Below are 14,836 nucleotides of genomic sequence, written 5' to 3'. Positions count from 1 at the left end.
TGATTTTATTAGATCGTCATTTGCCATTTGTTTCCATCTATTGCCGTTAATTGCCAATTCTAGTCCCCAGTTGGCCCCCAATGACATGATAAATGCCGTATTGGGGACCAATTGGGGGCTAAAATGAAAATTTCCATTGAAAAACGAACACTTAGAACCGATGGCACACGCTCACTACGCTTAGTTTATGACTATGGCTACACCACAAATACGCAAGGTGGACGCCAAAATAAACGTAAGCGCAGCTACGAAACCTTAGACCTGTACGTTCACGACAAACCTAAAACACCCACCCAGCGCCAACACAACAAAGAACATATGCTTCTCGCCGAAACCATTAAGAGTAAACGACTGGTTGAGTGGCAATCCCAAAAGCACGGTTTTGAGGATCGAACCAAGCGTTCAGCTAGCTTCATTGATTACTTTCAACGGCAAGTTGATATCAAAGAACAAACCACCTCAACTTCCAACCACTCGATATGGCTGTCAGCTCGTAAACACCTGCTGTTCTACTGCGGGAAACATGATCTTAGCTTTGATGAGCTGGATAAAGACTGGTTAGATGGGTTTAAGTATTACCTGACCAATGAAGCGAAAACCAAGAGTGATACCGCGTTATCTCGCAACACACAAAGCTCCTACTTCAATAAAGTTCGAGCGGCGATCAACGAAGCACATCGAGAAGGTATTATTCGTGATAACCCGCTTGCACAAGTGACCAGTATTAAAGCGAAAACGACTAAGCGGGTTTATTTAACACTGGATGAGGTCAACGCGTTAGCTCACACAGAATGTCGCTACCCTGTCCTTAAAAGTGCGTTTTTGTTCTCATGTGCAACGGGGATGCGTTGGTGCGATATCCACAGACTTACTTGGTCAGAAATAGAGACATTCAATAATCACAAACGAATTATCTTCGACCAGGTAAAACTCTCTCACGGCGATGCTAAGAGCCTTCAGTATTTAGACATCCCAAAGTCAGCAGAATCACTTTTGGGTAGCCCCAAAGCCTCTCACGAGCGCGTATTCAAGGGATTGAAATACTCTTCTTATATAAATGTAGAACTGCTTAGATGGGCTCTGGCTGCTGGAATAAGTAAGCACGTTACATTCCATGCTGGTCGTCATACCTTTGCTGTAATTCAGCTGAGCCGAGGAATCGATATATACGCTGTATCGAAACTGCTCGGCCACAGCGAACTCAAGACAACCGAGATCTACGCTGACATCATAGAGCAACGTAGGATGGAAGCCATGCTCACATTCCCCGATATTTTTGCTTCTTCTGGAAAAGATTCAGCGGCCTAAGGCCGCTGCTATGAAAGTATTACTTACGAGAAGTGGTGGCGACATAGTTTGCTGCCCTTTTTTCGATCTCATAGCGAGATGAAACTCGCATTTTCTCTACCCAATCCATGATTGCTTGACGCTCAAATCTGAGGTGTTTGCCAAGCTTAAAATAAGGGATCTCTGCCGAGCTCGTTAACTTATAAAGCTGGTTGGTTGATAAACCCAACAAGGCTGCACATTCATCAACGGTTAGAATGTCCTTTCCAAGCAGCTCCACCTTTTGTTGCTGCAAACGCTGCTCTAACACAACCCGTTCTACATGATCGATTTTTGCTAAAATGGACTGGAGAAGGACTTGTTCATTGCTTGTCATAACTCCCCCTCCATGCCACTGCTCTGGGAAATGTGGGAAAACTGGGAAACGGATTACGCATCGGCGGTCAGCTCCTCTAGTTCTTGGATAATTTGAGCTGGAGTAAAAGCAAAAAACCTTTCCAACTTACCGTTCACTTTTACTCGTAGTGTCCCCCTGGCTCCCTCGTTTGATTCAAACCAGCGCCGTTGAACCAAAGGAGTCAGCTGGCTGATGTATTGCTTGCGCAGCTGGAGATCACGAATAAACACATTTTTATGAATCAGCCACTGGATCTCATCTCCATCACGTCGGAAGTACCCCGTGTTTGATGATCTTCCGCTGGATATCTCACTTAACTGCTTTTCCCATTTGGCGAGAGCCCGCTTCAATGCTAAAAGCACTTCAAACTCTTCGTGATTTTGAGTGTGCCCTCTGGCTGCAATCCAGCGCTGAAAAATACTGTACACAGAGAATAAAGACTCTTCTTCGCTCCACGGTACGAGTTTGTGTCGAGAGGCCAGTGAGAGCGCAACGGCAACCAAGCAAAAGCGATGCAGCACCCTAAGAACTTGAGCTGACATACAGCTTTCTTTCCAGCGCTGCATCAACCTATCCGTTTCCGATCTTAACAACAGTTCCAGATCTGGCTGCTTTACTATCAAGCACATCCAAGCTGGAAATAACGAACCATAGTGCTTTTTCGTTGCCTCTTCCAAATGTTTGGCAAATTCGTGAGAGTCATTAAATCGGTGAATGCTAGAAAAACAGCCATATTTTTCCGTCAGCGGTATCTCAACTATTCTGACCAATTGGCCTGCGGCGGGTTTTTTGCCGATCTCTTCCAGCAAATCAATCAAACCAACCTCACCAGTGCTAAGTACAAGGGTTCGCCACTTTGCTTGTTTACCCAAAGCCCCTGTAATTAACATTCTTAACTTTCCATCGCCATTCACAATCTGGTAAGCCGCTGTATCCAAATTCTCACTTCTCGCCATGCCAATCTCATCGAGCGGCAACATGACATCGTTGTAATTGACTGATACAGATTCGATACCATTGTTCGTGCTATACCAAGTCTTCTTGTAAGAGTGGGAACCATAAACAGACGATCCAACGTAAATAGCACCAGACTTACCTTGGCTTGATGAACCCATTAAATGAAAGACTGAGCTTTCTCCTCCCGATGGTGCTAGTAGCGGTGCGGCAAGTGCGACTCCAACAGCAAATATCAAGGTTGGGTTTCCACTCAAAAGACAACCTATCTCCTGTTGCCAATTAGCTAGACTACCTTTGACTTGAAAATTACTATCAACAATTGCTCCCGCATAAAAATATGGCTCCTCGGATGCACCAAAAGTGGTTTCCGTCGTCACGAATACATCGTCATGCCAGCCTGTATTAAATGCACTGATGCCAGATGGCGCTTGTTTTATCTGTTGACGTACGTAGCGTAGTACAAGGCTCCAGTTGTACTTCTCATCTTCTAGCCAAAAGCCACGATCAAATAGCTCCTCACGAAGTGTGTTACTTGCGCTACCTAAAATTCGATTTGCAGGTACAACCAACCGGACAGGAACAAGATCCATATTCACAAACTCAATACAGGCACCGTAACCTGACTTTTTATCTTGCGCTCTAACTCGTGCTACGACAGAAAGCTCAGAGCTAATAGCCACCCAACCTTCTTCCTTGTCACAGTATTCCAGTGCGTTATTTTTGTTTCTATACATACACACCTCACCGTCACAGGCTCAAAAGCCACTTCTGCACATCTTCAAGACGAAACCTCACACTTCGTGCACCTGGTGATAAGTTCACTGGAGAAGGAAAGGAGCCATTTCTCACATAACGGCGAATGGTTGCCTGAGACAACTGAGTTAACTGACAAACTTCTTGATAGCTTAATAGCTGATTTGATTGTTTTTGTTCGGTCATAACTACTCCTGACAGTTAATGAATAATCAAGGAATAGTTTGCAGGGTGAGTAACGCAAAGGCGCGCGGTGCTCAGGCCCATTTTGGGCAACTAGAGCAGATAACTTGAAGCCAGAGCGCCCCTAGAGGGAAATTAAGATCAGATAATGATGCAGTAATGCGATTCGGCGCTGCTTCACCGTTAATCATCAAGCCACAAATCGCTATGCGTTAAGTCACCCGCTAATGCGTTAAGCTGCTCACCATGTTTAACGCATAGTGATTAGAGACTCACTTTCACATGTGAAAGTGTTTTTTTTATAATTACTGTCAAACATGTCTGATTGGTTGGGCGAACCCATTAACAATAAAGCTAAAATATCTATTTGGCTCTACAAACTGGAATCGCTACTAAAAAATGGACTTTCAATCATTTAAGCAACTTGTAAAACAAATTCATATCGGAAAACAACTCCCAGATGCGGTATACCTGCACAGAGATGCTATGAGTGAGATTCCACCTGAACTGAGAAAGTTCATACCAGCTGTAGCTCAGGCAGTGAACTTGCCGGATAATCAATGGAACCTCATCAAGCTGTTTAAAAAGGAATTCCGTTTATCGTTGTTGAACTACCCAACCTTTTATACCGACTCCTACCCAGCGTTAGAGCAAAGCCTGAATGTAGATTTGAGCAAACTTAGTCATAAAGTGACTTGTTATCGCTCTTCAGAAAACCCACCGATCCTGCATAGAAAAGAGACGATGATTCTGCCGAGCAGTGACCATTATGAGCTCTTCACAGCGCTGACTAAAGAAGGGGTGGAGGCAGGCCTATACGAGAACACCCGCACTATTGGCTTCAAACAGTCGTGGTTAAATTTGATCCAAAAAAAGGGATACCGGTTAGTCGATGGGAGGATACTGAAAGACGAACCAGATGCATTGAATGATGCTCAACAAGAGCCTGGAATAGATCGTCACAAAACCGCCATTGTACGCCATGAGCTATCAGGCCCAATGAAGACATTGGCGAAGCAAGGTTACTTAGATGGACGGTTTTCTATTTTCGATTACGGATGCGGCCGAGGGGACGACCTGAGAGAACTTGAAGCACACGGGCTCGATGTATTGGGCTGGGACCCGGTTTTTTCGCCTGATAACGATAAAGTCAATTCGGACATTGTGAACTTGGGGTTTGTCCTAAATGTTATCGAAGACCAAGATGAACGTCTTGAAGCACTATTGAGCGCTTGGGAGCTCGCCAACAAAATTCTGGTCGTCTCTGTCATGCTGGCTAATGATTCGCACATTGCGCAGTTTCAGCCCTATAAAGATGGGGTGATTACGACAAGAAATACATTCCAAAAATACTACGCACAATCAGAATTCAAAGGGTACCTAGAACGTTCTTTGCAAGAAGACGCGATTGCCGTTGCACCGGGCATCTTCTACATATTCAAAGATAAGCTAGAAGAACAACGTTACCTCCAAAGTAAGTACCAGCGGCACCATACTTGGCATCAACTGACATCGCCTCAGCCTATAGAGAGTAAAGATAAAGCCAAGTTGGCCATTAGCCAAAACAGCACTCTGTTTGATGATTTTTGGAACGTATGTCTGGAACTTGGCCGGGTACCGGCGAATGACGAATTTAACCGTTCTGAAGAAGTGAGAAGTCTAATTGGTTCTCATAAAAAAGTGTTTGGTTTACTGCAAGAAATGTTCGATACCAAAGAGTTCGAAAACGCAGAAAAGCGTCGCAAAGAAGACCTTTTGCTTTACTTTGCTATGGGGCTATTTGAAAAGAGAAAGCCTTACACGCAGCAACCAGAGTCACTCAAACGCGATATCAAAGCTCTATTTGATGATTATAAAACCGCACTTAACCTAGCTGCGGAGTTACTGTTTGCGATAGCCGATACAAGCTTAATCAATACGCAATGTGAAAAGGCCCACCAACAACTACCCGCAAGTTTATTGAATGAAGGGCATTCCATCATCCTACACCGAGACTATATTGATGATTTACCTTTGCTGCTACGTGTATACGTGGGGGCAGGTTTACAAATGTACGGGGAACTGGATGAAGAAATAGATCTTGTCAAAATCCATATCACGTCAGGTAAACTCACCTTAACCGCTTATGATAACTTCGAGCATTCCGTACCGTTTTTAGTTGAGCGCATAAAAATAAAAATGGCAGAACAAGATATCGACTTCTTTGATTATGTGAATGAAAAGCGTAGACCGCCTCTGTTAAACAAGCATCTTTACATGCCCCCCGAACACGAGAACTACAAAAAGCAACTGAGCTTTGATAAACGCTTAGCCACCTTATTAGATTTTGAACCAACCGAAGAAAGCCACATGGTTCGCGCTGAATTTGAGGTCTTGCTTGAAAAGCATAGCAAGGAAATCAAAGGCTTTACCTTAAGGGCACACTCGCTTTCGTAAAAAGAGTTTAAAAACCAAGCACCCCATAGAAATCTGATCCTGATACCTGTAGAATGCACGACTTGGTTTGTCATATCTACCAACAATAAAACATAACAAACACACAATATCACAAACTCAAAGATTAACTTTGTCAAAAAATGACACACCATCTATATTAAATGTCATGGACAAATAACATAACCTTCGAGCCAACTATGCAAAATCAAGATTCCGGCTATTGCTACTCTTTTCCCGCTGTCAGAGGTATTCAAGCAGGTCGTCCGTTTTACATTGCGACATGCCCTCTTCGGATTATCCCTAAGATATTCAGCTACAACGAAGATGATGTCCCTCCAGAGTTGCGAGCTCAAAGAACGCTTAACAAAACTCGGATCCCTGAAATGGTGAAGTACTTGCTCGACAACCCGAAAGAGTATGTATTTTCGGCATTAACGGCTTCAGTTGGTGTCAATATTTCTTTTCACGATCATCAAGGTGCTCCGAATTTGGGAACACTTCAAATCCCTATGGACGCTCAAATTCTGATCAATGATGGTCAGCATAGGCGTAAAGCAATCGAAGAAGCTCTAAAAGAAAATCCCGATCTGGGCCAAGACAATATTCCTGTCTTGTTCTTTATCGATGAAGGGCTAGATAGAAGCCAACAAATGTTTGCTGATCTAAACAAGTATGCCGTCAAACCAAGTCCATCTCTGGGTACGCTTTACGACCACAGAGATGAAAGTTCAGAACTCGCTCGTGAATTAGCGACCAAAGTAAAACCATTCGTAGGTCTGACTGAAATGGAGAAATCCAGCATCAGCCCAAAATCAAATAAACTTTTCACATTAAGTAGCATCAAACAATCTACCCGAGCACTGTTGAGTAAAGGGCCAAAAGACGGCTTCAACGAAGACGAAAAAAAACTTGCTGCTGAGTTTTGGGCTGAAGTTACTCGCCATATAAAAGATTGGCAGATGGTAATAGACAAAGAAGTATCACCTGCACAACTAAGACAAGAGTACATTCATGCACATGGTGTTGGCTTACATGCCATTGGTGTTTTGGGTAAGCACCTCCTCTGCCAGGAGCCAAACAATTGGAAACAGAAACTACAACAGTTGGCAAACGTAAACTGGTTAAAAACCAACCCAGAGTGGATTAAACGAAGCATGAACCACGGAAAATTGAGTAAGTCGACGACGAATATCCAACTTACCGCCAACGCATTAAAAATTGAACTTGGGTTACCGCTAACCCCTGAAGAAAAGGCTCTAGAGAAGCAGTTATCATGATACACGAGCTACAATTGGCAGAAGACCTAGCCGAGTACGAAGACTTTATCAATGCAGAAGACTTCGCTAATAACAAATTAAGCCACTATATTGCTGACGTTCAGCGTGTTTACTGTGCGGATAAACGTCCATGGGTAATTGGTTACAGTGGTGGTAAAGACTCATCAGCAGTTATGTCGTTGGTTTACTTGGCACTGCTTGGTTTGGAACCCAAAGACCGCCACAAGCCTGTCTTTGTTGTATCTTCAGACACACTAGTTGAAACACCCGTCGTCGTTAACCACATCAAAGACTCGTTAGCCGCTATAGAGAAAGGCGCAAAGCGCGATAACCTACCAATCACTTGCCATAAAGTCGTCCCTAAAGACAATCAAACGTTTTGGGCCAACTTGCTTGGTAAAGGCTACCCAGCGCCAACACGCTCTTTCCGTTGGTGTACAGAGCGAATGAAGATTGACCCTGTGAGTGACTTTATCAAGTCTAAAGTCTCACAGTTTGACGAAGTGATTGTTGTACTTGGCTCTCGTAGTCAAGAGAGTGCATCACGCGCGCAGGTCATCGCGAAACACAAAATTGACGGCTCACGATTAGCCCGCCATACAACACTTGCGAATGCGTTCATTTTTACTCCCATCGATACATGGGGTGTTGACGATGTATGGAAATTACTGCGTCTTTGTCATTTAGAAACGAAACAAACACCTTACGGGCCTAAAAACATTTGGATCGATAAATATGATCTTGAATGGGAAAACCCATGGGGCGGCAAAAATCTTGTGCTGTGGAACCTCTACAAAGACTCCTCTGGTCAAGGCGAATGTCCAATGGTCATTGATGAGACAACACCGTCTTGTGGTAACTCTCGCTTTGGTTGCTGGACATGTACTGTCGTAACCAAAGACCGTGCAATGGAAAGCCTTATCCAAAACGGTGAAGAGTGGATGGCTCCTCTTCTTGAGTTCCGCAATAAGTTATCCATGACAACCGACCCAGCGAACAAAGAAGAGTACCGAAACCATAAACGTCGCACAGGTAAAGTTAGCTACCAATACGCAAAAGAAGGCGAAGACATTGCAACAGAGCGTAAGCACGTCCCCGGACCTTACTGGCTCAAGTATCGTCGACAGTGGTTGCGCGAGTTACTTGAGCTGGATAAGAAGTTTAAAGCTGAAGGAAGAGAGATTGAGCTGATCACAGTACCTGAACTTCATGCTATTCGCCAAGAGTGGATTCACGATCCAAATGAGCCAGACTGGGACGACTCTCTACCTACCATTTTCAGAGATGTTTATGGTTACGACCTTGATTGGGTATATGACGATAACGCAAGTTTTGGTAAAGATGACGCACAACTCATTCATGAGCTTTGTGACAACTTTGATATTGAACCAGAGATGATCATGAAGCTTATCGAGCTAGAAGTCTCAATGGAAGGTTTAAGCCGTCGTAGCGGTATTTCAAATAAAATCGCATCGCTATTAAAAAGGGATTGGGGAAGCTTAGAAGAAATCAAACAAAAACATGCTTCACTACAGAGTAAAGCTGAGTTTGATATTCACCAAAAAGAGATCGAGCGCTACAACGACCAACTTGCAGAGCTAGATAAGCAGCTTCAAAAAGAGTTTTAAATACTGAAATGTTAATTACAAAACTAACTCTCAATAACTTTCGAGTGTTCCGTGGCGTACATGAAATCGACTTGCGCCCTGCTCCTGCTCGCCTGAGTAAAAATGGCCCTATTGAAGGAACCGAACGACCAATCATTCTGTTTGGTGGCCTTAACGGTGCTGGTAAAACATCGATTCTGACAGCAGTACGACTCGCTCTTTTTGGCCGTCAATCATTTAGCCAAGTCCTTTCCAATGGCGAATATGTTGAAGCTCTATCTGAGCTTATTCACAAGGGTGTAGGTCATGGTGGTGTGCAAGATAACGCATCGATTGAGCTTGAGTTTAAATACAGCCAAAACGGCGAAGAAAACACTTATAAAGTGATTCGCGGCTGGAAACGCGGTAAGAAAGATAGCCTGTGTCTTGAGAAAGATGGCATCCAAATACCAGAGCTCAACTACGAGCAGTGTCAGGGCTTCCTTAATGAACTGATCCCAACAGGCATTGCTGACCTGTTCTTCTTCGACGGCGAGAAAATCGCAGAGCTTGCGGAAGATGAGTCAGGCACGGTGCTAAAGACCGCAGTCCGTCGACTATTGGGCCTAGATGTTATCGCAAAGCTCAAGAGTGACTTAAATATATTCTTGAAGAAACAAGGTTCTAGCGCACTAAGCCAATCTTTAAAAGAGGAAATGGATTCTCTTGATGAGCAACGTATCAGCCACGAGCGCAATGCAGAGAAACTTCGCGGTGAAGCGGACATCGTTGATGCACAAATTGAGCTCGTATCACGCGATATTCTTAGTCTAGAGAATAAGTTATCTCAAAACGGCGGCGCTTGGGCTAAAACTCGAGAAGATGAGCAACAAAAAGTAGATAGCTTACTTAAAGAGAAAGTAGAGCTTGAAAAGCAAATCCGCATGGAGATGGAGACAAGTCTTCCATTCGCACTAGCACCTAATGCAATGCAGCGCCTTCAAACTCAGATCAAGCAAGAACAACAGATTAAGAAGAAACAGAACTTTGGCAATGAACTGGACTCATTCTTAGAAACACTACGTTCAAAGTACCCAAGTTTTGATACCGAGATGGCTCAAAGTGCGATTGCTGATAGCTTTAAAGCACACGTGGGTGAATTTGATTCTGCTGAGCTGCTTTTAGATATCTCCGACCGTCAAGCGAATACGATTGACTATCAACTCTCAAATCTGGCTCGAGAATCTTTTTCACGTTTCGATGAAGCACGAGTGCGTCTTCAAAAAGTCGAAGAAGAGATCGACAACGCTTCAAACAATATCGCGCGAGCTCCTGAGCAAGAGCAGGTGCAAGAGCTTTTTGCGGACGTGCGCGCATTAGATAAGAAAAAAGAAAAGCTGATTATCGAATACCATGCTTTGCTTGAAGAAGCAAAACGCGAATTGCGCCAAGCACTAGAAACAGCCCGTCAAATTCAGAAGCTACACGATAAGAATAAAGATCAATCCAATAAAGATCAGAGTATTAGCAATGCCCAAAGCTCAATCTTACTGCTAGAGAAATTTGGCGAACAGTTAACTAAAGCTCGCGTCAATCAGTTAGAAAACGAGTTCGTTCAGTCCTACAAAAAGCTTGCTCGTAAGGAAGATTTACAGCTCACAGCTTCAATCAACCCAGCAACATTCGATGTTGAGTTAGTTGATGAACACGGTATTAAGATCAACCGTAAGGCGATGTCTGCTGGTGAGAAGCAAATCTACGCGATCTCGATTCTAGAGGCTCTTGGCCGTACATCTGGTCGTAAACTGCCCATCATCATTGACACTCCGCTAGGCAGATTAGACTCACATCACCGTGACAAACTGGTAGAGAACTACTTCCCTACCGCTAGCCATCAAGTTGTGATTTTATCTACCGATACAGAGATCGATAGAAACTACACCAGCCTTATCCAAGACGATATTGCTCGTACTTATGAGATCTGTTTCGACGGTACAACTAAGTCTTCAACCTTGAAGGAAGGTTACTTCTGGAGAGAAACAACTAAGGAGGCTGTGTAATGCTACCTAATCGTATGAACCTGACTCGTACTACTGAAGAGCAGCTTAAAAAGTTGAAGGGATATACTGGCATCACTCCAAACGTATCAGCTCGCATCGCTTTCTTCCGTTCTATTGAAAGTGACTTTAGATACCAAGGCCAAGAAGCTAAATTGGATGGCTCACTTGTACTAGATAAGTACACGTGGCTAGGTGAAACTGGTGATGTGACGGAACTTATACTGAAAATGTACTACCCAGGGCTTGATAGTAAAGAGTATCAACAAGCTTGGGCTGCGCATATTGAAGATGGAATAGCTAGTATTAGAAACTTTAAATCTTGCAGCGAGATATCAAGAGCCATTTAGATATACACCCTAAATTATCCCCTGAAAGTGTCATTTAAGACACTTACAGGGGTTGTAAATAGAGATTATGCTTTATTTAAAAGCAGCCGCCCTAATTATCTCTTCATCCAAACCTTCAGGTTTAATTAGAGCTAACCTGAGTCTAAACACATCCAGCAACCTTTTTTTAGTCGCTGTTCTTGGACTAAAGTATTCAGAGTCAAGATTTATATCTTGAAAGCAAGCCAATAATTCATCAAAATCCAACTCTGAGTTAAGCGTGACCTTTCCCTTAAGTAATAACTCTTTTAATAGTGAAAACTGCGCCGCCACACGGCTTTGTTGCGTAATTCAGACGAGAAACCAAACCTCCTAAAGTTGAGCGACTTTTATACAATATACTGAGTTTCAGGCATACCAAGCCCTGTAAGTTTGTTCAGTGCTTTGATCATGGCGTAAGTCTCGCCAACCTGAGCGTTGTAATTTCTTAGACTTAATTTCCCACCTAGCAACTGTTTTACTCGGTACATTGCGGTCTCTGACAGAGAGCGCTTATGATAGCCATACCGCTTTTTCCACTTCTTGTTGGAGCCGTAGAGCTTCTGGCAACCTACCGCTAAGTTACGAGGGTGCCCTTGTTCCCAGAAGGCTGCTCCTTCTCTTGGCGGGATGAGCGGAACAGCTCGCTTGATCCGTATGGCATCATGGCAATTCCTTGTGTCATAAGCGCCATCGCCTGATATCTCAATGATTTTACGACGTGTTTGCTTGAGTAAGTTGGGGAGCACTTCGGCATCAGTGACGTTAGATAAGCTCAGCTCTGCTGCGACTATTTCGTGGGTGCTTGTATCTACCGCGATATGCAGCTTACGCCAGACTCTTCGCTTCCCATCAGTTCCATGCTTCTTGACCTTCCATTCACCTTCGCCATAAACCTTGAGGCCAGTGGCATCAATGGCCAGATGTTGTATTGCTCCTCTGGTTTTGGTTTTAAATGAAACTTCAACTTCCTTAGCTCGGCGGCTTATACAGGTGTAGTGCGGGCAAACAAGCGGGATGTTAGCCAGCTTAAATACGGAGTCTAGAAAACCTTGCAGCGCTCTCAAGGGCATAGAGAAAACGCGTTTCACCATCAGTGCAGTAGTAATGGCTAAGTCGCTGAATCGGCGAGGTCTACCACGCTTGCCTTGTTTGTTTTGCTTCCACTCAGCTATCGCTTCCTCATCAATCCAAAAGGTCAGAGAACACGGTTGATTAAGGATTTATTGTACTGCTTCCAGTTAGTTGTTTTGTAACGAGGTTTAGGCATGAGGCTACGACGATTGATGGGCGTAGCCGCTCAGATCGTAGTTTCTTGATTTAGTTCCATCGAATTACGCAACAAAGCCCTTTCTCATCGATGTAGGAGCTGATCATTTCCGCTTGCTCCAATACAAAACTGTTACTTTGAGCCATAATACTCTTAGTCAAAGAGGTTTTTGCTCGTAGTAAGAGGCGAAATTGGCCAATGCAACGGAGATTGCAACCAGTAAGATAACGGACAATAATAAGGTCCTTTTAATGCCATGTTTTTCATTATTTTTTCCATCTCAGATGGTGATTTATGGCAGTACTAACTGGGTATTTTTTATATTAGGAGAGTTTTATATCCAATGGAAATGACCTAAATCATTTTCTTGGAAAAAGAGAAGCACTCACATTATCTGAGTGCTTAGCTTCTCACGACATCTAGTGAATTTTTATAACCAACAATGGAGAGAAAATGAGTAGCGATAACGGTGGTGTTCCCCACCCTAGTGGCAAAGCAAACCCAATCGATACAGATTATACCGTTGGTCAGGACAACGTCGTTCTTTCCGCCGGTCCGTTTGGCCTGGACATTCATAACCGGGTTTTCGCCGTCTCAGGCTTAGCGATTGTCATCTTTGTATTTGCAACCCTAATCTTTCGCGAACAAGTCGAACCCCTGTTTCTTCACTTAAGATCTTGGCTCACCTCAAGTCTTGATTGGTTCTTCTTGTTATCAGGTAACATTTTTGTTGTCGTCTGTCTCGGACTGGCCATATCACCGTTAGGCCGGGTCAGAATCGGCGGTACCGATGCCACTCCGGATTATTCCTATTCAGGATGGCTGGCGATGTTATTTGCGGCCGGCATGGGGATTGGCCTGGTCTTCTTTGGCGTTTCTGAACCCATGACCCATTTCACTACCGCGCTGGGCGGCACCACACTGGAAAATGGTGTGCGTACCGACTGGGCACCACTGGGTGGTGCGATGGGTGATACCGAAGCCGCACGTTCGCTCGGTATGGCAGCGACGATTTACCATTGGGCACTTCACCCTTGGGCAATATACGCATTGCTGGCTCTGGGACTGGCTATTTTCTCGTTCAACAAAGGGTTACCACTGACTATGCGTTCAGTGTTCTATCCGCTGTTTGGCGAACGAGTCTGGGGCTGGACTGGTCATATCATCGATATTCTGGCAATTGTGGCGACGGTCTTCGGTCTGGCGACATCTCTGGGCTACGGCGCGTCTCAGGCTGCGACCGGGTTAAACTTCCTGTTTGATATCCCATTGACTGACACCACGCAAATTATTCTGATCATTGTGATCACTGCATTTGCACTGCTGTCTGTACTGGCTGGCCTTGATGGCGGCGTAAAACGCCTGTCAGAAATGAACATGCTGCTGGCTGCACTGCTGCTGTTTTTCGTGGTAGTCATCGGTCCGACAGCCGCGATTCTGCTCGGATTTTTCGATAATATCGGTGCTTATCTGACCAACTTCCCTGCACTGTCGATGCCATTTGGCCGTGAAGATGTGAACTATTCTCAAGGCTGGACATCGTTCTACTGGGCGTGGTGGATTTCATGGTCACCATTCGTCGGTATGTTCATTGCTCGTGTATCACGTGGCCGAACCGTACGCGAGTTTATCGTCTGTGTGCTGATTGTTCCGTCAACCGTGTGTGTGTTCTGGATGACGGCGTTCGGTGGTACCGCGATCAGTCAATACGTCAACGATGGTTATAAAGCCGTGATGGACGCAGACCTGCCATTGAAACTGTTCGAAATGCTTGAAGTTATGCCTCTGCATGAAATTACATCATTCATCGGTATCGTACTGGTCGTTGTGTTCTTTATCACATCATCGGATTCAGGTTCGCTGGTTATCGATACCATTGCTGCCGGCGGTAAAGTGGATGCACCGACACCACAGCGCGTGTTCTGGTGTACCTTCGAAGGCTTAGTAGCGATAGCATTGCTGCTGGGTGGTGGTTTGGCTGCGGCGCAGGCGATGGCGGTAACAACCGGCTTCCCGTTCACTATCGTCTTGTTGATAGCGACAATATCGCTGATTAAAGGCCTGATGAGTGAACCGCGGGTTAAGAAAGCCAAATAACGGTTTACTTTAAAAGACAATGGGCAGGCTCCGTGTCCGAGTTTGTGTAACGGAGCCACTCATTGACAAAGTGACTATTCAGTCTCTCGTCATCAATATGTAAACACATTTCAGGACGAGACACTGATACGAAAAAGCCTCGCAGTGATAACTGCGAGGCTTTTTTAT

Annotated in this window: 11 protein-coding genes and 1 pseudogene; 7 read left to right on the top strand and 5 right to left on the bottom strand. The window is 44.5% G+C overall.

Annotated elements, in window-relative coordinates:
• The first annotated feature begins 123 nt into the window (after positions 1-123).
• Positions 124-1,308 carry a site-specific integrase gene (locus NL644_RS21490; RefSeq protein WP_005491669.1) on the top strand — a complete coding sequence of 395 codons (1,185 nt, stop codon included), beginning with the start codon at positions 124-126 and terminating at the stop codon, positions 1,306-1,308.
• Positions 1,309-1,327: 19 nt separating this feature from the next.
• Here the strand turns inward: NL644_RS21490 and NL644_RS21485 are convergent, their stop codons facing one another.
• From NL644_RS21485 to NL644_RS21475, 3 genes are read right to left on the bottom strand one after another with little or no spacing between them, the layout of a single operon-like run.
• A complete protein-coding gene (locus NL644_RS21485; protein ID WP_005491665.1) occupies positions 1,328-1,663 on the bottom strand; it encodes a helix-turn-helix domain-containing protein in 336 nt (111 codons plus the stop codon).
• Positions 1,664-1,716: 53 nt separating this feature from the next.
• Positions 1,717-3,375, bottom strand: coding sequence for a DUF927 domain-containing protein (locus NL644_RS21480; protein WP_005491634.1), 1,659 nt, complete (start codon positions 3,373-3,375; stop codon positions 1,717-1,719).
• A gap of 13 nt (positions 3,376-3,388) precedes the next feature.
• Positions 3,389-3,580 (bottom strand): AlpA family transcriptional regulator, encoded by a 192-nt coding sequence (locus tag NL644_RS21475; protein WP_005491636.1) that lies wholly within the window; start codon positions 3,578-3,580, stop codon positions 3,389-3,391.
• 396 nt (positions 3,581-3,976) lie between these two features.
• Between NL644_RS21475 and NL644_RS21470 the strand changes: the two genes are divergently transcribed.
• The 5 genes from NL644_RS21470 to dndE all read left to right on the top strand — a co-directional run bounded on the left by NL644_RS21470 (position 3,977) and on the right by dndE (position 11,283).
• A complete protein-coding gene (locus NL644_RS21470) occupies positions 3,977-6,013 on the top strand; it encodes a DNA phosphorothioation-associated putative methyltransferase (RefSeq protein WP_253658771.1) in 2,037 nt (678 codons plus the stop codon).
• A gap of 197 nt (positions 6,014-6,210) precedes the next feature.
• Entirely contained in the window at positions 6,211-7,290 is a 1,080-nt protein-coding gene (gene dndB / locus NL644_RS21465; RefSeq protein WP_022591085.1) for a DNA sulfur modification protein DndB, read from the top strand.
• On the top strand, positions 7,287-8,918 hold the full coding sequence (locus NL644_RS21460) for a DNA phosphorothioation system sulfurtransferase DndC (RefSeq protein ID WP_253658770.1): 1,632 nt from the start codon (positions 7,287-7,289) through the stop codon (positions 8,916-8,918). The genes dndB and NL644_RS21460 overlap by 4 nt, the downstream gene beginning before the upstream one ends.
• 8 nt (positions 8,919-8,926) lie before the next feature.
• A complete protein-coding gene (dndD, locus tag NL644_RS21455) occupies positions 8,927-10,936 on the top strand; it encodes a DNA sulfur modification protein DndD (protein ID WP_213906216.1) in 2,010 nt (669 codons plus the stop codon).
• Positions 10,936-11,283, top strand: coding sequence for a DNA sulfur modification protein DndE (dndE, locus tag NL644_RS21450; protein ID WP_005491668.1), 348 nt, complete (start codon positions 10,936-10,938; stop codon positions 11,281-11,283). Before dndD ends, dndE begins: the two co-directional genes overlap by 1 nt.
• A gap of 72 nt (positions 11,284-11,355) precedes the next feature.
• Here dndE and NL644_RS21445 read toward each other — a convergent pair whose 3' ends face one another.
• Positions 11,356-11,595 (bottom strand): hypothetical protein, encoded by a 240-nt coding sequence (locus NL644_RS21445; protein ID WP_025533780.1) that lies wholly within the window; start codon positions 11,593-11,595, stop codon positions 11,356-11,358.
• Positions 11,596-11,651: 56 nt separating this feature from the next.
• Positions 11,652-12,571 (bottom strand): annotated as a pseudogene (locus NL644_RS21440) (IS5 family transposase).
• Between the two features lie 453 nt (positions 12,572-13,024).
• On the opposite strand from NL644_RS21440, the gene NL644_RS21435 reads away from it, so the two are divergent.
• Positions 13,025-14,668, top strand: coding sequence for a BCCT family transporter (locus tag NL644_RS21435; protein ID WP_005491666.1), 1,644 nt, complete (start codon positions 13,025-13,027; stop codon positions 14,666-14,668).
• Positions 14,669-14,836 lie beyond the last annotated feature (168 nt).

Origin of the sequence: Vibrio sp. Y10_XG_PY6, assembly GCF_024181795.1 — a bacterium.
GTDB lineage: Bacteria > Pseudomonadota > Gammaproteobacteria > Enterobacterales > Vibrionaceae > Vibrio > Vibrio diabolicus.
This window is presented reverse-complemented; position numbering and strand designations above follow the sequence as displayed.